At 72.3% G+C, this 20,401-nt stretch carries 21 protein-coding genes; 13 read left to right on the top strand and 8 right to left on the bottom strand.

The features are described from left to right. The first annotated feature begins 73 nt into the window (after positions 1–73). Positions 74–1,561 (top strand): LVIVD repeat-containing protein, encoded by a 1,488-nt coding sequence (locus tag ACF059_RS06785; RefSeq protein WP_392052340.1) that lies wholly within the window; start codon positions 74–76, stop codon positions 1,559–1,561. 27 nt (positions 1,562–1,588) lie between these two features. Here the strand turns inward: ACF059_RS06785 and ACF059_RS06780 are convergent, their stop codons facing one another. The 4 genes from ACF059_RS06780 to ACF059_RS06765 form a co-directional block, all read right to left on the bottom strand. After that, the gene (locus ACF059_RS06780) at positions 1,589–2,218 is read right to left on the bottom strand and encodes a TetR/AcrR family transcriptional regulator (protein WP_392052337.1); all 630 of its coding nucleotides are present in this window, start codon (positions 2,216–2,218) and stop codon (positions 1,589–1,591) included. 100 nt (positions 2,219–2,318) lie between these two features. Next, entirely contained in the window at positions 2,319–2,960 is a 642-nt protein-coding gene (locus ACF059_RS06775; protein WP_392052334.1) for a phosphatase PAP2 family protein, read from the bottom strand. Between the two features lie 69 nt (positions 2,961–3,029). Next, a complete protein-coding gene (locus ACF059_RS06770) occupies positions 3,030–3,968 on the bottom strand; it encodes a M56 family metallopeptidase (RefSeq protein ID WP_392052332.1) in 939 nt (312 codons plus the stop codon). 81 nt (positions 3,969–4,049) lie between these two features. Beyond that, on the bottom strand, positions 4,050–4,595 hold the full coding sequence (locus ACF059_RS06765) for a DUF5134 domain-containing protein (RefSeq protein WP_392052329.1): 546 nt from the start codon (positions 4,593–4,595) through the stop codon (positions 4,050–4,052). A 130-nt stretch (positions 4,596–4,725) separates the two neighbouring features. Between ACF059_RS06765 and ACF059_RS06760 the strand changes: the two genes are divergently transcribed. Beyond that, positions 4,726–5,265, top strand: coding sequence for a GNAT family N-acetyltransferase (locus tag ACF059_RS06760; protein WP_392052326.1), 540 nt, complete (start codon positions 4,726–4,728; stop codon positions 5,263–5,265). A gap of 13 nt (positions 5,266–5,278) precedes the next feature. Here the strand turns inward: ACF059_RS06760 and ACF059_RS06755 are convergent, their stop codons facing one another. Continuing rightward, the gene (locus ACF059_RS06755; RefSeq protein WP_392052324.1) at positions 5,279–5,971 is read right to left on the bottom strand and encodes a glycerophosphodiester phosphodiesterase; all 693 of its coding nucleotides are present in this window, start codon (positions 5,969–5,971) and stop codon (positions 5,279–5,281) included. Between the two features lie 513 nt (positions 5,972–6,484). On the opposite strand from ACF059_RS06755, the gene ACF059_RS06750 reads away from it, so the two are divergent. The 4 genes from ACF059_RS06750 (at position 6,485) to ACF059_RS06735 (ending at position 10,429) form a co-directional block, all read left to right on the top strand. After that, on the top strand, positions 6,485–7,891 hold the full coding sequence (locus ACF059_RS06750) for a DUF6421 family protein (protein ID WP_392052321.1): 1,407 nt from the start codon (positions 6,485–6,487) through the stop codon (positions 7,889–7,891). Positions 7,892–7,917: 26 nt separating this feature from the next. After that, complete coding sequence (locus ACF059_RS06745; protein WP_392052318.1) at positions 7,918–8,679, top strand: SDR family NAD(P)-dependent oxidoreductase; 762 nt, start codon at positions 7,918–7,920, stop codon at positions 8,677–8,679. 11 nt (positions 8,680–8,690) lie between these two features. Next, positions 8,691–9,752, top strand: a complete 1,062-nt coding sequence (locus tag ACF059_RS06740; RefSeq protein ID WP_360899414.1) for a low specificity L-threonine aldolase — start codon at positions 8,691–8,693, stop codon at positions 9,750–9,752. A 77-nt stretch (positions 9,753–9,829) separates the two neighbouring features. Then, positions 9,830–10,429: a transglutaminase family protein gene (locus ACF059_RS06735; RefSeq protein WP_392052314.1), complete on the top strand. Its 600-nt coding sequence runs from the start codon at positions 9,830–9,832 to the stop codon at positions 10,427–10,429. Here the strand turns inward: ACF059_RS06735 and ACF059_RS06730 are convergent. Continuing rightward, positions 10,365–11,630, bottom strand: coding sequence for an MFS transporter (locus ACF059_RS06730; RefSeq protein ID WP_392052311.1), 1,266 nt, complete (start codon positions 11,628–11,630; stop codon positions 10,365–10,367). The genes ACF059_RS06735 and ACF059_RS06730 overlap by 65 nt on opposite strands. Positions 11,631–11,680: 50 nt before the next feature. Between ACF059_RS06730 and ACF059_RS06725 the strand changes: the two genes are divergently transcribed. Further along, positions 11,681–12,232 carry a CGNR zinc finger domain-containing protein gene (locus ACF059_RS06725; protein WP_392052308.1) on the top strand — a complete coding sequence of 184 codons (552 nt, stop codon included), beginning with the start codon at positions 11,681–11,683 and terminating at the stop codon, positions 12,230–12,232. 105 nt (positions 12,233–12,337) lie between these two features. Continuing rightward, positions 12,338–13,546, top strand: a complete 1,209-nt coding sequence (locus tag ACF059_RS06720; protein WP_392052305.1) for an alginate lyase family protein — start codon at positions 12,338–12,340, stop codon at positions 13,544–13,546. Between the two features lie 55 nt (positions 13,547–13,601). Here the strand turns inward: ACF059_RS06720 and ACF059_RS06715 are convergent, their stop codons facing one another. After that, the gene (locus ACF059_RS06715; RefSeq protein ID WP_361953031.1) at positions 13,602–14,324 is read right to left on the bottom strand and encodes a lysophospholipid acyltransferase family protein; all 723 of its coding nucleotides are present in this window, start codon (positions 14,322–14,324) and stop codon (positions 13,602–13,604) included. Between the two features lie 232 nt (positions 14,325–14,556). On the opposite strand from ACF059_RS06715, the gene ACF059_RS06710 reads away from it, so the two are divergent. From ACF059_RS06710 to ACF059_RS06690, 5 genes are all read left to right on the top strand, one after another. Beyond that, positions 14,557–14,922, top strand: a complete 366-nt coding sequence (locus ACF059_RS06710) for a TlpA family protein disulfide reductase (RefSeq protein ID WP_392052302.1) — start codon at positions 14,557–14,559, stop codon at positions 14,920–14,922. 240 nt (positions 14,923–15,162) lie between these two features. Then, on the top strand, positions 15,163–15,702 hold the full coding sequence (locus ACF059_RS06705; protein ID WP_392052299.1) for a flavin reductase family protein: 540 nt from the start codon (positions 15,163–15,165) through the stop codon (positions 15,700–15,702). Positions 15,703–15,902: 200 nt separating this feature from the next. Further along, positions 15,903–16,688 (top strand): electron transfer flavoprotein subunit beta/FixA family protein, encoded by a 786-nt coding sequence (locus ACF059_RS06700; protein WP_392052295.1) that lies wholly within the window; start codon positions 15,903–15,905, stop codon positions 16,686–16,688. Positions 16,689–16,747: 59 nt separating this feature from the next. Continuing rightward, complete coding sequence (locus tag ACF059_RS06695; RefSeq protein WP_392052292.1) at positions 16,748–17,710, top strand: electron transfer flavoprotein subunit alpha/FixB family protein; 963 nt, start codon at positions 16,748–16,750, stop codon at positions 17,708–17,710. Between the two features lie 175 nt (positions 17,711–17,885). Next, complete coding sequence (locus ACF059_RS06690) at positions 17,886–19,184, top strand: DUF6986 family protein (RefSeq protein ID WP_392052290.1); 1,299 nt, start codon at positions 17,886–17,888, stop codon at positions 19,182–19,184. A gap of 49 nt (positions 19,185–19,233) precedes the next feature. Here ACF059_RS06690 and ACF059_RS06685 read toward each other — a convergent pair whose 3' ends face one another. Next, the gene (locus tag ACF059_RS06685; RefSeq protein ID WP_392053117.1) at positions 19,234–20,223 is read right to left on the bottom strand and encodes a LacI family DNA-binding transcriptional regulator; all 990 of its coding nucleotides are present in this window, start codon (positions 20,221–20,223) and stop codon (positions 19,234–19,236) included. Positions 20,224–20,401 lie beyond the last annotated feature (178 nt).

Raw genomic sequence — 20,401 nt, 5'->3', positions numbered from 1 at the left:
GGGAAGATACTGCCGGGGTCCTGGTTCCGTTCCCTCACGGACGGAACCGATCGGGCTTTTACGGGAGGGCACAGTGACCTCGCTACACACCAGGAGAGTGCGAAACGGGAGGGTGGGAGTGGTCGTCGCGGCGGCCGGGCTCCTCACCACGCTCCTGGCTGCCGGACCGGCGGCCGCCACCCCCGACCCGGGCGAGTTATCGCCCGGCGCAGGCAACCAGCAGAGCAGCGCCGGCCTCGTCGGGGGCAGGGAGCTCGCCCCGGGCGACATCCCCGGCCAGGACGAGATCGTGCACAGCGCCAACATCAAGCCGCTGGCCAACATCCCCAGCGCCGACCCCACGGTGATCAACTCCGACCTGGCCTTCCAGGGCAGGTACGCCTACGCGGGCAACTACAACGGCTTCACGATCTACGACATCGCCAACCCCAAGGCGCCCAAGACCGTCACCCAGGTGCTCTGCCCGGGCGGTCAGAACGACATCTCCGTCCACGGTGACCTGCTCTTCCTCTCCACCGACTCCTCGCGCAGCGACGACTCCTGCAACAGCGTCTCGCAGCCCGCCACGGAGAAGTCCTCGTGGGAGGGCATCAAGATCTTCGACATCAAGGACAAGAAGAACCCCAAGTACATCAAGTCCGTCGAGACCGCCTGCGGTTCCCACACCCACACGCTGGTGCCGGGCGGCCGGGACATCTACCTCTACGTCGCCTCCTACTCCCCGAACGAGGCCTTCCCCGACTGCAAGCCGCCGCACGACGGCATCTCGGTGGTCAAGGTCCCGAAGAAGGCCCCGACGCAGGCCGCGGTCGTCGCCTTCCCGATCCTCTTCCCCGACGGCGGCAACCCGGGCGCGCCCACCAACCCGGGCGTCTCCAAGACCACCGGCTGCCACGACATCACCGTGCTGCCCTCCAAGAACCTGGCCGCCGGCGCCTGCATGGGCGACGGCATCCTCTTCGACATCAGCAAGCCCGAGCAGCCGCGGGTCATCGACCGGGTGCAGGACAACGTGAACTTCGCGTTCTGGCACTCGGCCACCTTCAACGAGCGCGCGGACAAGGTGGTGTTCACCGACGAGCTGGGCGGCGGTGGCGGCGCCACCTGCAACGAGGCCACCGGCCCCAACCGGGGCGCCGACGGGGTCTACGACATCACCGGCAGCGGGGACCAGCGCAAACTCGTCTTCCGCAGCTACTTCAAGATCCCGCGCCACCAGGCCGACACCGAGAACTGCGTGGCCCACAACGGCTCGCTGATCCCGGTCGGCGGCGGCCGCGACCTCATGGTGCAGGCCTGGTACCAGGGCGGCGTCTCCGTGTGGGACTTCACCGACTCCGCCCAGCCCAAGGAGATCGCGTACTTCGAGCGCGGACCGCTGACGACGGACAAGCTGGGCCTCGGCGGCTCCTGGTCGGCGTACTACTACAACGGGCACATCTACTCGAACGACATCGCCAAGGGCCTCGACGTGCTGAGGCTCGACGACTGGCGCACCGACAGCGCCAAGCGGGTGTGGCTGGAGCGGCTCAACGTGCAGAGCCAGCCCGAGTACCACTGACGCCCTGCGGACCGGCGCACCAGAGGACTAAGGGTGTGAAGGAAACGTTCCGCCGGGCGGTCCCCCGTCCGGCGGAACGCCCAGCTCCCAGTCCAGCCCGTACCGCTGGAACAGTTCGGCCCGCAGCCGCGCCGCCGGCATCGGCGCGCCCGGCAGCAGGATCGCCACGACCGCGCCCATCAGCAGCGCCCGCAGGAGCGGGTAGTCCGTGTCCGGGTCCGCCGAGCCGTACCGCACGACCGTGTCCCGCAGCAGCTCCGCCAGCCGCTGCTGCTCGGGACACTGCACGAAGCCCTCGGCCGTCAGGATGCCCGCCATGTGCGTCCTCATCAGCAGCGACTGGTCCCGGGCCAGCCCGAGGACCGCGTCGATCGCGCGCGCCAGCCGCTCGCGGCCGTCGTCGCTGCGGGGCTCGCGCTCCAGCGCGGCGTGCAGGGCGAGGTGCATCAGCCGGTGCACCGCCGACTGGAGCAACTGCCGTTTGCCCGGGAAGTAGTACGAGACCAGACCGCGTGCGGCGCCCGCCCGGTCGGCGATGTCGCCGAGGGTGGTGGCCTCGTAGCCGCGCTCGGCGACGAGCTCGACCGTGGCCTGGAGCAGCCGCTCCCGGGAACGTCTGCGCAATTCTTCATTGACCGATGCGCTGCGCGGGGACATGCTTACTCCTGCGTTGACTGGCTCGGAGCCAATATACTCAGCGCACGGGGTCGCCTGCTCTGGGTGAAACGGGGGATCGCCCAGGGCAGGCCCCCCGCCCCTACCGCCCCGCCGGGCAGGATCCCCGTCGGCGGACCGGTCCGGACGTCGCGAGAGCCACCACGGTCACGCCAAGCAGCCAGCCCGCGACCACGTCCGACAGCCAGTGCACCCCGAGGTAGATCCGGGTGAAGCCGACGCCGAGGACCGAAACCGCCGCCACCGCCCAGGCCACCGGCGCCCACGCTGGCGCCGGGCGGGGGAGCAGCCACAGGAGCAGCCCGCACACCACCGTCGCCGTCATGGCGTGCCCGGACGGGTAGGCGGCGTAGTGCGCCGAGTCCACCGGGTCCGACCACACCGGACGCTCGCGTCCCACCAGCGCCTTCAATCCCTGCTGCACCGCTGTGGCGACGACCGTGGCCACCGCCACCCGCAGGGCCCGCTCCCGGTCGCCGCGCCGCCACAACAGCACGCAGGCGAGGGCGGCCAGGGCCCGCATGGTCCACGGGTCCCACACCCAGTCCGTGAGCACCCGCATGGCGTGGGTGACCCCGCGGTGGGCGACGGCGTGGGCGTGCAGGTCCCGCGCGATCTGTTCGTCGTAGGCGAGGAGCGGGCGCCACCCCACCACCAGCGCCGTCAGAACCGTCCCGAGCACCGCACAGCCGATGCCCGCCCACCGCAAGTGATCGTTCCGCATGGAGGGATCCTCGCACCGGCGGGCCGGCCGGCGGCGCCGGGCGCGCCCCGGTCGCTGGCCCGGCGCGCCCTACGCCAAGGCGCTCAGCCCGGGTACGAAGGCCACCAGCAGCGGAATCGCCGGGACCAGGGTGGCGAGGGCGGTCAGCCGGACCCTGCGGCCCGCCGACAGCCGGGGCGCGGCCGCCAGGAGCCTGCGCACCCGCTCCTGGACGTGCGCCTGCGGGGTCGCGGAGGGCCCGAACGCCCCGCGGTCCTCGTTGAGTCCGACCAGCGCCAGCGCGATCGTCAGCCGCCCGTACCGCCGCGAGGCGACGTCGTCGGCGGCCATCTCCACCAGCCGGTGCATCTCCGCCTCGAAGGCCGCGAAGACCGGCACCTGCGGGAACCCGCGGGCCAGGGCCCGCGAACAGTTCAGCAGCCAGTCGTGCCGGGCCGCCGCGTGTCCCTGTTCGTGCGCCAGTACGGCGTCCAGCTGGCTCCCCTTCAGCCGGCCCAGCGCCGCCGTGGTCACCACGAGCTGAGGGGCGGCCCCCGGCAGCCACCAGGCATCCGGACGCGGCCCCTCCAGGACGACGAGCCGCACGCCCGCGGGGTCCTCCCCGGGCAGCAGCGGGGCCCGCACCAGCAGCTCGGTGCCCTGCGCGCGCCGCCGGGCCCGTGCCCGCAGCACCTCGGCGGCCAGCATCGCGCCGGTCCACAGGGCGCCGCCCGCCAACGCGAGCGCGGTGGCGGCCGCCCACGCGCCGCCCGAGGCGCCCAGGCCGTAGGCGTCGACGACCCCGTGCGGGGCGGAGGCGAAGAGCCGGCCGCGCACCGCCTGCCAGGCCGCCGCCGCGCTGAGCAGCATCGACAGCCCGAAGCACAGGAGCACCGCACCCACCACGCACTGCCACGCCCACAGGGCGACGACCGGTTCGCGCTCGGGCCATCGGGCCCGGGCCAGCAGCCGGGGGGCGAGCACCGCGGTCAGGGCGCCGAGCAACAGGAGTGCGGCGGGGACCATCATGTCCGCCAGCCTATGAGCGCGGGGCTACCTGCGGGTATGACCTCGGGTCTTTGGTGACGCAGGACACGTCCCCGGCAGCGGTCACATCGCGAGCAGCATCGCCAACATCCCTATGGCCATGGTCAGTCGGCAGGCGCGGATCACCTCAGGGGGGCCGCCGCGGCGGTCCGCGCCCGGCTGCGCGGCCGGGCCGCCCGCGGTGACCAGCCGGGCTCCGCCGAGCACCACGTACCCGGCGTAGTAGAGCAGGAGCGCCCCGGTCAGCAGCGGCAGTCCGGCGCCCTGCGCGTGCCCGCCCCCGTGGCCGGCGCCCTCGCCGTGTCCGGACCCCGCCATCAGGGCCATGTACACCATCGTCAGCGAGCCCACCAGGTGGTGCGCGTGGTGCCCGCCGCCCCGCAGCAGCCACAGGGCGTGCAGGGCCGCACCGCAGAAGACGGCCCCCAGCACGGCCGCCCGCCACTCGTCGGCGCGTCCGAGGGGTACCGCCATCAGCGCCATGCCGAAGCCCATCACGGCCTCCCCGCCGCCGGCCGGCCCGCGCACCCGCCACAGGCAGTACCCGCCGCTCACCGCGCTCAGGAGCACCAACAGCCACGAGGAGAGGGACAGGGTGGAACCGTGCACGGCAAGACCCCCCGGTTCGTCGGCGTCACGGGGAGAGATGCCCACTCAGGGGGCCCTCACGCCGGCCCGGGATAGGCTCTCCCTGCCTCACCAGGCATGTCATATGCCACCGCACCGAACGGAGCGCCCGATGCCGACCGCCCAGCCCGCCGCCCTGAGCTTCCGCAGTGCCGTGGAGGCGGACGTACCGGAGCTGGTCAGGCTCGTCGAGTCCGCCTACCGCGGCGACGCCAGCCGGGCCGGCTGGACCACCGAGGCGGACCTCCTGGACGGGCAGCGCACGGACCCGGACGGGGTCCGCGCGGTCATCGAGAGCCCGGACGCCGTCCTGCTCGTCGTCGAGCGCGCGGGTGAGCTCGTCGCCTGCTGCCAGCTCGAACACCGGGGCGACCACGCCTACTTCGGCATGTTCGCCGTCCGCCCCGGCCTGCAGGGCGCCGGCCTCGGCAAGGAGATCCTGGCCGAGGCCGAGCGCCGCGCCCGCGCGACGTGGGGCGCCCGGGAGATGCGCATGACGGTGGTGCACGTACGGGAGGAGCTCATCGCCTACTACGTGCGCCGCGGCTACCGGCGCACCGGCGAACTGAGCCCCTTCCCCTACGGAGACGAACGCTTCGGCGTCCCGCTCCGCGACGACCTGGCCTTCGAGCTGCTGGTCAAGCCGCTCTGAGGGCCGTCCTCCTCTAGGCGGTGAAGCGGCCCGTGCTGCGGATCTCCGGGAAGTCCGTGGCCGCGCCGTCCAGGCCCAGCGCCCGGGCGAGCCGCAGCTGCTCCAGCGTGTTGACCGTCCAGCCGGTCACGCGCAGCCCGGCCGCGTGCGCCGCCTCCACGGTCTCCAGCGTGACCCGGCGGATGTCCAGGGCGATCGTCCCGGCGCCCGCGGCCAGCGCACGGCCGACGACGCCCTCGGGGTCGTCGTCGGGCGAGAGCGCGTACAGGGTGGTCCGCACGCCCGGGACCAGCCGGGCCGTCTCGGTGAGCACCTCGTCCCGGGAGGAGGCCACCTCCACCCGCGCGGTGAGGTCGCGGCGCAGGATCAGCTCCGCGAGGACCCGGGCGGCGGCCAGGTCCCGTACGGACACGTGCAGGGGCGCCCGCACCGTCTCCAGGACCTCCTCGAAGACCGGCACGTGCTCGCCCTGACCGGCGTCCAGCTCGCGCAGCTCGGCCAGCGTCAGATCGGCGACGGCCCCCGAGCCGTCGGTGGTCCGGTCCACCTCGGGGTCGTGCAGGGCGACGAGGGCGCCGTCCTTGCTCAGGCGGAGGTCGAGGGCGATGACGTCCATGCCGCAACGTTCCGCTTGGCGATACGACCGCAGGGTGTTCTCCGGTTCGACACCCATGACCCCGCGGTGACCGATGGTGAGGAAAGTCAAGGTTCTCTCGCTTCCGTCGACGGCGGCTTCCCGCGCGGTCGCGGTGTCCCGACCGGCCGCGCGATGAGGACGCATGCTAGTGCGCCGAGGGTGCGAAGGGACCGCCCGTGCACCGGCCCGGAAGGGCGCCCCCGGCCGCTTCCCGCCGGGGTTGTGCGCCCCCCGGCGACGGGGTGCGCGGCTGCCCGCGTCACTCACGCGTGGGCGCGTCCCCCGCGGATTGACGCAGAGCGGTCCCGCCCCCCCCGGACCTGGCGGGCAGCCGGGATCTTGGCGGTTCTCGACCCCCGTCCCGGGACGTTGCCCGGCTTCCCCGGGCCGCCCGCCGCACGGGCTCAGGGCCGGGAAGCCTTGGCGCGACTGGGCGGAGCCACCGATTCCCCCCTGACGAACGGGAAGACTTCCGGTGAATCGGGGGGTGACGCAGGATAATTTCCCGCATTACTACTTGGCTGGAAGAGCCTCACACGTTTACGCTGCCTTGACGTGAGGTTCTCCTGTGGAGGAAGTGACATGACGGAAACTCTTGTGCCGGGCATCGGCGGGGCCGCGATAACCGCCGGGGCGCGGGTGGTGGACCACCCTGCGTGGCCCGAGCTCAAGGCCGCCGTGGAGGAGATCCGCCCCTGGCAGGCCAAGGACGGCTCCATCGACTTCGACGCCGAGGGCGCCCCCGCCCAGCACACCGCCGAAGCGGCCGTCGGGCGCGTGATCCGCGCCGTCGAGACGCTCTCGCCGCTGCTCCCGCACGCCACCGCCTACCACGAGGCGCTGGTCAGCGACCTGCGTAAGTGGGCCGCGGGCGGCTTCGGGGTCCCGGACTTCCTGGACTCCCTGCTGGCCTTCCAGCCGGCCGCCGAGCGCGCCGACGGGCTCCAGCACCTCGTCGTCTTCCCGATGTACACGCAGAACGGCAACCCGGACCGCAACCTGGAGGCCGTCGCGCTCAAGATGGTGTGGCCCGAGTGGCTCGCCGAGCTGGAGCGCACCCGGTACGACAACCCGCTCTTCCTCGGCATCACCTTCGAGGACTTCACCGCGGGCTACGACACCCACTCCGCCGTGCTCTTCCCGGAGACCATCGCCGTGCGCGAGGCCCCCGAGCGCTTCACCTGGGGCGGCATCTTCTGCGACCGCGAGGCCGCGCGCTTCCGCAAGGTCACCCAGGCCGCCGTCGACATCCTCGGCGTCGACCTGCCGGCCGACATCGCCGCCATGGTCACCGACCAGGAGCGCTGCGAGAAGGCCTTCGTCCTGTGGGACATGGTCCACGACCGCACCCACAGCCACGGCGACCTGCCCTTCGACCCCTTCATGATCAAGCAGCGCCAGCCGTTCTGGATGTACGGCCTGGAGGAGCTGCGCTGCGACCTCACCGCCTTCAAGGAGGCCGTGAAGCTGGAGTCCGAGGGCAACGAGCACGGCCGTGACGTGCAGTACGCCGTCCTGTTCGACCGGATGTTCCGCTTCCCGGTCTCCGGTGACCGCAACCGCAACTACGACGGCCTCGGCGGCCAGCTGCTCTTCGCCTACCTCCACCAGCACGACGTCGTGCGCTGGACGGACAACAAGCTGAAGATCGACTGGATGCGCGCCCCGCAGGTCACCAACCAGCTGTGCGCGGAGATCGAGGACCTGTACCGGGCCGGCATCGACCGCCCGAAGCTGGTGCACTGGTTCAAGGCCTACGAGCTGGTCTCGACCTACCTCGCCCCGCACCCCGGGTCCAAGTGGGCCAAGGGCCCCGACGCGCTCGACATGACGCAGCCGCCCCGCAAGCTCGTCGACCACGTGCTTCCGGACGAGTTTCCGCTCAGCATGTTCTTTGAGGCCCTCGCCAAGAAGCTCAAGGGCACGATCGCCTCGACCAAGGGCATCACCGCTCTGAACGCAGAGCAGGCCGAGCGGGTCGCCGCGTGAGCACTCGCCCACAGGAGGCTGCACAGATGAACGGCTCCGGGAACGGCAACGGAAAGCTGAACGGAGCGGTGGTGGCGGTGGCCGGGGCCGGCGGGCCCGCCGGCCGCGCCACCCTGCTCCGCCTCGCCGAGGCGGGTGCGGTGGTCGTCGCGTCCGACGCCGACCCGGCGCGGCTCGCGGAGGCCGTGGACGCGGCACGCTACGCCCACGGCGGCGCCACGATCACCGGTGACACGGTGGACCTGCTCGACCTGGCCGCCACCCGCGCCTGGGCCGACTCCACCGAGAAGGAGTACGGCCGGATCGACGGCCTGGTGCACCTCGTCGGCGGCTGGCGCGGCAGCAAGACCTTCACCGACGTCGACCTCGCGGACTGGGACTTCCTGGAGAAGCTCCTCATCCGCACGGTCCAGCACACCTCGCTCGCCTTCCACGACGGCCTGCTGCGCAGCGAACGCGGCCGGTACGTGCTGGTCAGCCAGTCCGGCGCGCACAAGCCGGTCGCCAACAACGCCGCGTACAACGCGGGCAAGGCGGCCGCCGAGGCCTGGACCCTCGCCATGGCGGACTCCTTCCGCAAGGCGGGGGGCGACGAAGGCCCCGGCGCGGCGGCTGCGATCCTGGTCATCAAGGCACTGGTGCACGACGCGATGCGCGCGGAGCGTCCCAATGCGAAGTTCGCGGGCTTCACCGACGTGACGGAGCTGGCCGAGGCCATCGCCGGCGTGTGGGAGCAGCCCGCCACCGATGTGAACGGACAGCGTCTGTGGCTCACTCCGCAACCGTGAGAACCGATGCCGTGAAGACCGATGCCCGGCGCCACCACGACCCGGCGGTGCGCGGTTTCGCGAGCGACAACTACGCGGGCGTGCATCCCGAGGTCCTGGCCGCCGTCGCGCTCGCCAACGGCGGCCACCAGGTCGCCTACGGCGAGGACGACTACACGGAACACCTCCAGAAGGTCATCCGCAGCCACTTCGGGCCGTACGCGGAAGCCTTCCCGGTCTTCAACGGCACCGGCGCCAACGTCACCGCCCTCCAGGCGATGACGGACCGCTGGGGCGCGGTGATCTGCGCCAAGAGCGCCCACATCAACGTGGACGAGGGCGGCGCCCCCGAGCGGATGGCGGGCCTCAAGCTGCTCGCGGTCCCCACCCCGGACGGCAAGCTCACCCCCGAGCTGATCGACCAGGAGGCCTGGGGCTTCGAGGACGAGCACCGGGCGATGCCGCAGGTCGTGTCGATCACCCAGAACACCGAGCTGGGAACCGTCTACACGCCGGACGAGATCCGCGCGATCTGCGAGCACGCCCACGGGCTGGGCATGAAGGTCCACCTCGACGGGGCCCGGATAGCCAACGCCGCCGCCTCGCTCGACGTGCCGATGCGCGCCTTCACGAACGCGGTGGGCGTGGACGTGCTGTCGTACGGCGGTACGAAGAACGGCATGATGTTCGGCGAGGCCGTGGTGGTGCTCAACCCGGACGCGGTCCGGCAGATGAAGCACATCCGCAAGATGTCGATGCAGCTCGCGTCCAAGATGCGCTTCGTGTCGGTGCAGCTGGAGGCGCTGCTCGCCAAGGACCTGTGGCTGCGCAACGCCCGGCACGCCAACGCGATGGCGCAGCGGCTGGCCGCCGGTGTGCGCGAGGCCGACGGCGTGGAGATCCTCTACCCGGTCCAGGCGAACGCGGTGTTCGCGCGTCTGCCGCACGAGGTGTCGCGGCGGCTGCAGAAGCGTTTCCGCTTCTACTTCTGGGACGAGGCCGCCGGCGACGTCCGGTGGATGTGCGGTTTCGACACCCAGGAAGAGGACGTGGACGGCTTCCTCCAGGCCCTGAAGGAAGAGCTCGCCCGCTAATTCCGCGCGATGCATAAAGATGCCCTCCACCGTAAATCTATTGATCTACGGTGGAGGGCGTAGCTATGCTCCCGGGCATGCAGCTGATCCCTCAGAACCCTGACATCCACGCCTATTTGGCCTCCGACCAGGCGATCGACCACTGGCATCCGCTGGTGCAGGAAACCGCCGACGCGCTCTGGCTCACCGCACCGGACGCATATTCATACGCCAAGGTGGCCTTCGAATTCGTCCGCGACACCATCCCGCACTCGGCGGACTCCGGTGACCTCCGGGTCTCCTGGCGGGCCTCCGACGTCCTCGCCACCCGCAACGGCATCTGCTACGCCAAGTCCCACGCGCTGGTCGCCCTCCTGCGCGCCCAGGGCATCCCGGCGGGCCTGTGCTACCAGCGCCTGGCGGACGACGACGGCGCCCACCCCATGGTCCACGGGCTGATCGCCCTGCGGCTGCCCGGCGCGCAGCGGTGGGTCCGCCTGGACCCGCGCGGCAACAAGCCCGGCGTGGACGCGCAGTTCAGCCTGGACGAGGAGCGACTGGCCTTCCCCGTACGCCCGGAGTGCGGCGAGGTCGACTACCCCGAGCTGTACGCCGCCCCCCACCCGGTCATCCTCACGGCGCTCCAGGGCTCCGCCGACCGGGCGGAGTTGTGGCGAAACCTGCCGACGGCCCTGTGACCGCTTCCGCCGGCGCGGGTGCCCGCCCCGACGCCAGGACGTGCAGCAGGGCCGCGGCGAACTGAAGCCCGGCGATCCCGGTCAGCAGCAGCCCCGCGGGCGCGGCGGCCGCGAGCCCCACCAGGGCCGCGCCGGCCGACGCGGCCGTCATCTTCAAGCCCGCCCCCAGGGTGAACACCTGGGTCCGCACCCCCGCCGGGGCGAACTCGGCGCGGATCCGCAGGGTGGCCGTGAGCAGCGGCCCGTCGCACACCCCGGCCACCGCGAACAGCGCCGCCGTGAGGGCGAGGGACGGCGTGAACGCGGCCGCCGTCAGCGCCACCCCCGTCCCGGTCAGCGCCCACCGCACCAGTCGGCCGGGCTCCACCGACGTCATGCGGCCCAGGGTGAGCGAGCCCGCCAGGGCGCCCACGGCGAAGGCCGTCATCAACACCCCGCCGGCGCCCGGGCTGTCGAGCCCGGCGGCCAGCAGGACCGAGGTGGTGGTGAGGGAGCCGATGCCGACGAACGCCAGGGTCGTGGCCGAGGTGATCGCCCGCAGTTCCCGGACCCGCCACAGCGCCGCCAGTCCCGCACCCACCCCGGCCCGGGGCCCGCTCCGGGGCCCCGCCGCGCCCCGGTCCTCGTACGCCAGCGTCGCGGCCAGCGCCGCCGCCAGCGCCCCGGACACCGCCAGGGCCCCCATCGCGGGCCCGGCCGAGACGGTCGCCGCGATCAGGCTGACCACCGCCGGGGCGGTGACCGCCGCGGCGTTGTAGGTGGAGGCGTCCCAGCCGTACGCGCGGTCCCGCCCGGGGCCGGCCGGGACCAGCCCGGTGACCAGGCTGGACAGCCCGCCCGTCACCATCGGCCCACACGTCCCGCCGAGCACCGCCACGGCGAACACCAACGCCCCCGGCGCGCGGCCCAGCAGCACCGACAGCGCCGCCACGGCGGCCGTGAAGGTGGCGAGCGCGCCGACGTGGAACAGCCGGGGCCTGCGGGTGCGGCCCGCTGCGACGCCCGCGAGCGGAGCCGCCAGCACGTTCGGAACCAGCCAGGCCGTCAGGACGAACGCCCCGTGCGCCGCGCTCCCGGTGCGCTCCAGGGCGAGGAGCACCACGGCCATGCCCATGCCCTCGTTCGCGAACCTGGCCGCCAGCGCCGCCGCCAGATACCGCCCGAACCCGCCCATTCCGCCCCCCGCGTGATGTAACGTCATAGGTGGAAAAGACGTTACGCCATGATGGTGTAGGGGGAAAGGATCCGGGCATGGCGCAGTCCCGAGGAGGTTTCTCGGCGGCGCGACGGCTGGTCGACCTCGCCGAGGCGGTCCGCGCGACCCCCGAACTGCCGCGCGCCCAGCTGGCGGAGCTGCTCGCCGCGCACGGGGAACGCCCCGCCGACCTCACCGAGCGGGCGTTCCCCGAGGCGAGCGCGGCCGAACTGCGGGCCGCCGCCCGCCGGATGGGGGCGGTGCTCGCCGAGCGCGACGAGGACCGTGCCGCGCAGGCGCTGAACGCGCTGTTCGAGGAGTGCGGCACCCGGCCCCGGCTCACCCGGCACGACGGCCACCCCTGGCACCTGCACGTGGACCGGGGTGAGGGGGCCGGCTGGGGAGACTGGTTCCTGGCCTCGGGCGCCCTCGCGCTGGCGCACCTGCTCACCGAGTACGGCCGGATCGCCTGGGGGGCCTGCGCGGCCGAGGGCTGCGGGCGGTTCTTCCTGGCCACCGGGCCGGGCAGTGTGCGCCGCTACTGCACCACCACCTGCGCGACGCGGGTCCGCGTCGCGGTCCACCGGCGCCGCAAGCTCCAGGCCTGATAGGAAACTTTCTTGTCAGACCTCGTTGTCAGCTTGGCATGGGCATGAGTATCTTCGGCCTACCGGAACCCCTCCCGCCGGAACTCTCCCACCGGAAGGCCCCCCATGCGTTTCGGATTACCCGCAGGCCTCGGCGCCCTCGCCCTCGGCCTGGGGGCGGTGACCCTGGTCCCCGCCCCCACCAGCGCCACGCCCGCTTCGCCCACCACGCCAGCCGCTGCCCCCGCCGCGTTCGCCCATCCCGGAGTGCTCAACAGCCGAGCCCAGCTGGACTTCGTCCGCACGCAGGTGCAGGCCGGCCGGCAGCCGTGGAAGGCGGCGTACGAGCAGATGCTGGCGAGCAAATACGGCTCGCTGGCGCGCACCCCGAAGCCGCGCGAGGTCGTCGAGTGCGGCTCCTACTCCAACCCGAACATCGGCTGCTCGGACGAGCGTGAGGACGCCATCGCGGCGTACAGCCAGGCGCTCGCCTGGTACATCACCCGCGACAGCCGCCACGCGAAGAAGTCGATCGAGCTGATGGACGCCTGGTCCGCGAAGATCAAGGACCACACCAACAGCAACGCGCCGCTGCAGAGCGGCTGGGCGGGCTCCACCTGGCCGCGCGCCGCCGAGATCATCAAGCACACGTACACCGGCGGCTGGCCGAACCAGGGCCGCTTCGCGACCATGCTGCGCGACGTCTACCTGCCCGAAGTGATCAACGGCAGGCCGAACAGCAACGGCAACTGGGAACTGATCATGATGGACGCCGCCGTCGGGATCACGGTCCACCTCGACGACCGGGCCGGATACGACAAGGCGATGGGCATCTACCTCGGCCGCGTCCCCGCCTACTTCTACCTGGCCTCCGACGGCCCGCAGCCCGCGTACCCGCCGCGCTCGTCCATCGACACCCGCGGCGAGCTGATCGACTACTGGCACGGCCAGAGCACCTTCGTGGACGGCCTCGCGCAGGAGACCTGCCGGGACTTCGGCCACACCGGCATGGGGATCGCCGCGGCCCTGCACGTCGCCGAGACCTCGCGGATCCAAGGCCGGGACCTCTACCCGCAGTTCAAGGACCGGCTACGGCACGCGCTCGGCTTCCACGCCACCTACGAGCTCGGCGCGCCCGTGCCCTCCTGGCTGTGCGGCGGAAGCCTGACCAAGGGCCTCGGCCCGGCGACCGAGGTCGGCTACAACGCCCTGCACACCCGGCTCGGCGTCACCATGGAGAACACCCGCAGGCTCACCGAGGGCAGGCGCCCGGCGGGCACGGAGAACCACTTCGAGGCCTGGGAGACCCTCACCCACGCCGAGAATCCGCACTGAGCCCTGCGGCGCGGGCGTCCTCCCGTGTCGAGGGCAAGGACGTCGAGCCCGGCGGTCAGCCCGCTTCGCGGACCTGGGCGGCCGTCGGCGCGGTGCCGCCCAGGTGGGCCGGCAGCCACCAGGAGTCCTCGGGGCCGCTGGGCTTGGCCGGATAGGCGCGCTGGGCCGCGTCCAGCAGCTCCTGCACGCGCTCGCGCAGCCGCCGCGTGATGGCGCCGGCGAACTGGTCGGCCGGGGCCTCCATGGGCTCGCCCACGCGCATGGTCACGGGGATGTGGCTGCGCTTGAGGTCCTTCGGGCGCCCCTTGGTCCACAGCCGCTGCGTGCCCCACAGCGCCACCGGGATCAGCGGGACCCCGGCCTCCTGCGCCATGCGCGCCGCACCCGACTTGAAGCTCTTGAGCGTGAACGACTGGGAGATCGTCGCCTCGGGGAAGACCCCGATGATCTCGCCGGACCGCAGCGAGTCCAGGGCGTGCTGGTAGGCGGCCTCACCCTGCTTGCGGTCGACGGGGATGTGCTTCATCGCGCGCATCAGCGGACCGGACACCTTGTGCCGGAACACCGAGTCCTTGGCCATGAAGCGCACCAGGCGCTTCTGCGGCCGCGCGGTCAGGCCGGCGAAGATGAAGTCGAGGTATCCGATGTGGTTCGACACCAGGACCGCGCCGCCCTTGCGGGGGATGTTGTCGGTGCCCTGCATGTCGATACGGATGTCGAGCGCACGGAACAGTCCGTGCGCAGCACCGATCACGGGAGGGTAGACGAGCTCAGCCATTGGGGAGACCCCGCTTTCTGCCTGGGGAGGTGCTCCCGGCCGGAAGTTACGGAAGCGTAGGTACGCGACCATGGGGATCGTGCCCCATACGGGGCCCGCTGGCCAGTCCGTAAGCCTTTGCCCGGGGAGATTCTCGTCACGCCGGGAATGCCGGGGGGCCGCGGAGTGCTCCGATCCACGTACCAGCGTACGGGGACGGCGTACGCACACGCAGGCGGCGACGGGAGAACGGATGCTCGGGGACGAAGACGGCCGGGCGGTCGGGCCGGAAGGCCGCGGGGACGGCCCGCGGGTCCGGCTGAGCGCCGCGGACCTGGGCGCCGAACCGGGCGAGCGGGCCAGCCTGGTGCAGTTCTCCAGCGCGTTCTGCCAGCCCTGCCGGGCCACCCGCAGGATCCTCGCCGAGGTCGCGGCCATGGTCGAGGGAGTCGCGCACATCGAGATCGACGCGGAGGACCGGCTCGACCTCGTACGGGCCCTCGGCATCGAGAAGACCCCCACCGTGCTCGTACTGGACGCGACGGGCCTGATCGTCCGGCGCGCGGCCGGGATGCCGCGGAAGGTGGACGTGATCGCCGCCCTGGGGGCCGCCGTCTGACCGGACGCGCCGGTGCGCGCGCCCGCACGCAGCGTGACGCGCCTGACATCTGGCCGTTCTCGCTTGACTGCGTCCACGGGAGATCGCCAGGCTGGCGGCATGCGGTATGAACTCCTGCTCTACGGACGGGTCCACGTGGACCTCGCCCGCCACGCGAGCGCGCGCTGTCGGGATCGCTGACGTCCCCGCTCCCCGATCCTCGACAGTGCCCGCGCGTCCCGCGGTAGAAAGCAGAACCTGATGACTGCTCCGACGGTCCCCACGGTGGCGACGGCCCCGTTCCCCCGCTCCGGCGCCGGCCGCCCCGGCTCGCCCGACCTCCTGCGTTCCGTCTTCCGGCAGCACGCCGCCGGCGTCGCCGTGATCACCGGCCAGGACGACGGGCGGCCGGTGGGCTTCACCGCCACCTCCCTCAACTCGGTCTCCGCCGACCCTCCGCTGCTGTCCTTCACGATCGCCACCCGGGCCTCCAGCTGGCCGGCGGTGCGCGACGGCGAGTACCTCGGCGTCCACATACTCGGCGAGCACCAGCGCGAGCTGGCCGGCCTGTTCGCGCGCAGCGGCGCCGACCGCTTCGGCCCGGCCACCGGCTGGAGCGAGGGGCCGCACGGGGTCCCGGTGCTGGACGGCGTCCTGGCGTGGCTGGTCTGCCGTGTCGTGGCGCGGGTGCCCGCGGGCGAGCACCGTGTGATCATCGCGGAGGTGGTCGTGGGGGACCCGGCGGGGGAGGGCCGTCCCCTGCTGTACCACCAGGGGCGCTTCAACGCGTTGCGTGACTGAATCGTCCCTGCTCGGGCGTCTCGGGCGGCGTTGGGCAGATCACAGTTGACCGGCCTTGCGATGTGGCGGCACCCGCTGTGTACTGACGAGTAACATTCCCTTCGGAGCGCGGGCCGCCCCGACCGGGATCCGCCCGACAAGGCGCCTATGCTGCCTGCATAAGGCGGTACCAGAAAAGACGATGCGGTAGGAGAGCCGGCGTGAGCCTGAGGATCGTTGTCTGTGTGAAGTACGTCCCCGACGCCACTGGCGACCGGCAGTTCAGCGATGACCTGACCGTCAACCGTGACGACGTCGACGGCCTGCTGTCGGAGCTCGACGAGTACGCCGTCGAGCAGGCGCTGCAGATCGCCGACGAGGCCGACGACGCCGAGATCACCGTCCTGACCGTGGGTCCCGAGGACGCCAAGGACGCGCTGCGCAAGGCGCTGTCGATGGGCGCCGACAAGGCCATCCACGTCGAGGACGACGACCTGCACGGCTCCGACGTCATGGCCACCTCGCTGGTGCTCGCCAAGGCGGTCGAGAAGGCCGGCTACGACCTGGTCATCACCGGTATGGCGTCGACCGACGGCACCATGGGCGTCCTCCCGGCGATCCTGGCCGAGCGCCTGGGCGTCCCGCAGGTCACCCTGCTCTCCGAGGTCAAGGTCGAGGACGGCACCGTGACGGGCCGCCGCGACGGCGACAGCGCGAGCGAGCAGCTGGAGGCCTCCCTCCCCGCGCTCGTCTCGGTGACGGACCAGTCGGGCGAGGCCCGCTACCCCTCCTTCAAGGGCATCATGGCCGCCAAGAAGAAGCCGGTGGAGTCCTGGGACCTCGAGGACCTGGAGATCGAGGCCGACGAGGTCGGTCTGGAAGGCTCCTGGACCGTGGTCGACGCCGCGGCGCAGCGCCCGGCCCGTACCGCCGGCACGATCGTCAAGGACGAGGGCGAGGGCGGCAAGCAGCTGGCCGAGTTCCTGGCCGGCCAGAAGTTCATCTAAGAGCTTCCGCCGCCCTTCCTTAGCCCCCAGACACTTCGCAATCGCAGGAGAGCAGTCCCATGGCTGAAGTTCTCGTCTACGTCGACCACGTGGACGGCGCCGTCCGCAAGCCCACCCTCGAGCTGCTGACGCTGGCCCGCCGCATCGGCGAGCCCGTCGCCGTCGCCCTGGGCGCCGGTGCCGACGCCACCGCCGCGGTGCTCGCCGAGCACGGCGCGGTCAAGGTCCTCACCGCCGACGCCCCCGAGTTCACCGAGTACCTCGTCGTACCGAAGGTGGACGCGCTCCAGGCCGCGTACGACGCCGTCTCCCCGGCCGCCGTGCTCGTCCCGTCCTCCGCCGAGGGCAAGGAGATCGCGGCCCGCCTCGCGGTCCGCATCGGCTCCGGCCTCATCACCGACGCCGTCGACCTGGAGGCCGGTGACGAGGGTCCGGTCGCGACCCAGGCCGCCTTCGCCGCGTCGTTCACCACCAAGTCCCGCGTCTCCAAGGGCACCCCGGTCATCACCGTGAAGCCCAACTCGGCCCCGGTCGAGGCCGCTCCGGCCGCCGGCACCGTCGAGACGCTCGCCGTCACCTTCGGCGCCCTCGCCACCGGCACCAAGGTCACCGGCCGCACCCCGCGCGAGTCGACCGGCCGTCCCGAGCTGACCGAGGCCGCGATCGTGGTCTCCGGCGGCCGTGGTGTCAACGGCGCCGAGAACTTCCACATCATCGAGGAGCTCGCGGACTCCCTCGGTGCGGCCGTCGGCGCCTCGCGCGCCGCCGTCGACGCCGGCTGGTACCCGCACTCCAACCAGGTCGGCCAGACCGGCAAGTCGGTCTCCCCGCAGCTGTACATCGCCTCCGGCATCTCGGGTGCGATCCAGCACCGCGCGGGCATGCAGACCTCGAAGACCATCGTGGCCATCAACAAGGACGCCGAGGCCCCGATCTTCGACCTCGTCGACTACGGCGTGGTCGGCGACCTCTTCGCGGTCGTCCCGCAGCTGACCGAGGAGATCAAGGTCCGCAAGGGCTGACCTGCGCTTCTCTTCTCAGCTTGGTCTTCTCCGGGGCCGTGTGGTGATTGTCACCGCGCGGCCCCGAGTCGTTTGTCCAGGACGGCGGGGGGACCATTGACGGAGCGGAACCCCGTGACTAAATTCTGCTATGCGGATCTAAGCTTCCGTGAAGCGGAAAAGAGGAGAGTGCACGATGGGTCAGCAGGAGAAGGTGGCGACGAGCCTCGCAGGCGCGGTCAGCGAGGGCATCAGCGCCTCCCTCGCGCCGGTGGACGCGGAACTCGCGCGCCACTACCCGGGCGACCCCGGCACCCGGCAGCCCATCCACACCGTCTACGTGCCCGGTGACGTCTTCGCGGCCGACACCATCCGCTCCTGGGGCGACCAGGCCCTCGCCGCGCTCGACGAGCACGCCCCGGACGCCGCCACCTTCGCCCGGGTCCTCGGCATCTCCGACGAGCTGGCCGTACCCGTCTACGACCGCGTCCGCGCCAAGCTCGCCTCCGAGCCGATCGAGGACCTCCGCGTGGACTTCGAGGACGGCTTCGGCGTCCGCTCCGACGAAGAGGAGGACCAGGCCGCGGCCCGCGCCGCCCGCCTCGTCTCGGAGGCGTTCTCCAACGGCACCAACGCCCCGTACATGGGCATCCGCATGAAGTGCATGGAGTCCAACGTCCGCGACCGCGGCATCCGCACCACGGACATCTTCCTCTCCGGGCTCCTGGAGCACGGCGGCCTGCCGGACGGGCTGGTCCTGACCCTCCCCAAGGTCACCTACGCCGAGCAGGTCAGCGCGTTCGTCAAGCTGCTTGAGGCCTTCGAGACGGCCCGCGGCCTGCGCCCGGGACGGATCGGCTTCGAGATCCAGATCGAGACCAGCCAGTCCATCCTGGCCTCCGACGGCACCGCCACCGTCGCCCGCATGATCGAGGCCTCCAAGGGCCGCGCCACCGGCCTGCACTACGGCACCTTCGACTACAGCGCCTGCGTCGGCGTCTCCGCCGCCTACCAGGCCAGCGACCACCCCGCCGCCGACCACGCGAAGGCGATCATGCAGGTCGCCGCCGCCGGCACCGGCGTACGCGTCTCCGACGGCTCGACGAACGTGCTGCCCATCGGCACCACCGCCAAGGTCCACGAGGGCTGGAAGCTGCACTACGGCCTCACCCGCCGCGCCCTGGCCCGCGCCTACTACCAGGGCTGGGACATGCACCCGGCGCACCTGCCGACCCGCTACGCGGCCGTCTTCACCTTCTACCGCGAGGGCCTGGAGACCGCCGCCGCGCGCCTGAAGGCCTACGTCGCCAAGATCGAGGGCGACGTGATGGACGAGCCCGCCACCGCCAAGGCACTGGCCGGCTACCTGGTACGCGGCCTCGACTGCGGCGCGGTCGGGCCGGAGGAGGTCACCGCCCTGACCGGCCTGACCCGCGCCGAGCTGGACGCCTTCGCCATCCCGCGGCGCTCGGCGACGCTGACGGCGTCCGCCTGACCCCGACGCGCGGCGCCCCCGAGGCCCGGCCGGGCCCGTGCCGCGCGCCTCAGCGGCTGACGGGCGGGAGTTCGCCCGAGCCGCGGGGGACGAGGCGGGTCGGGAGTTCGATGCGGGCCGGGGGCGCGGCGGCCCCCGCCAGGCGTTGGAAGAGGCGGTCCGTCGCCACCCGGCCCAGGGCCGCGGGGTCCTGGGCGACCACCGTGACGCCCGGGCGGAGCAGGTCGGCCAGTTCGAAGTCGTCGAAGCCGACCAGGGCCACCGGGTGGTCCAGGGCGGCCAGGACCCGTACCACCGTGACCGTCACGCGGTTGTTGGCCGCGAACAGGGCGGTCACCGGCTCCGGGCCCGTGACCATGTCCCGGGCCGCCGCCGTGACCCGCCCGGGGCTCGTCGAACCGAGCGAGACCCAGGAATCGGCCACCGCCAGGCCCGCGTCCGTCATCGCCGCCCGGAAGCCGCGCAGCCGCTCCGTCGCCGTGTGGATGCGCGGGTGGTCGCCGATGAAACCGATCCGGCGGTGGCCGCCCGCGATGAGATGGGCGACGCCGGTCCGGGCGCCGCCGAAATTGTCCGACAGCACCACGTCCGCGTCGATCCGCCCGGCCGGACGGTCCACGAACACCGTCGCCACGCCGGCCCGGATCTCCGGCTCCAGGTAGCGGTGGTCGTCCCCGGCGGGGATCACGATCAGGCCGTCCACCCGGCGGGCGCACAGCGCGAGCGCCAACTCCCGCTCGCGGTCCGGGTCCTCGGCGCTGGAACCGTTGATGAGCAGCGCCCCGTGCGCGCGGGCCACCTCCTCCACCGACCGGCTCAGCGGACCGTAGAAGGGGTCGGCGAGGTCCTCCAGGATCAAGCCCACGGTGGCGGTACGGCCCTTGCGCAGGACGCGGGCGCTGTCGTTGCGGCGAAAGCCCAGCGCCTCGATGGCCTCCTGGACCCGTTTCTCCGTCTCGGGGGTGACGCCCGGTTCGCCGTTGACCACCCGCGACACCGTCTTCAGGCCGACGCCCGCCTGGGCCGCCACGTCCTTCATGGTCGGCCGGTTGCCGTAGCGGGGCTCGGACGGGCGGTGGTGGTGGGGCACGGCCGTGAATCCTCCGGAGGTCTCGGTCGGGGCTGTGACCTTGAGGATAAGCACTCGGCCGAGAGTGAGGTTTCCGTGGCAGGGTGGTGCGGGCAAGCCACTGGGGGCTCCGGACGAGCCATGGGGA

The sequence above is a fragment of the Streptomyces sp. NPDC016562 genome (genome assembly GCF_043076955.1).
Taxonomy (GTDB): domain Bacteria; phylum Actinomycetota; class Actinomycetes; order Streptomycetales; family Streptomycetaceae; genus Streptomyces.
The sequence above is the reverse complement of the archived record's forward strand: the minus strand, read 5'-3'. Positions and strand labels throughout refer to the sequence as shown.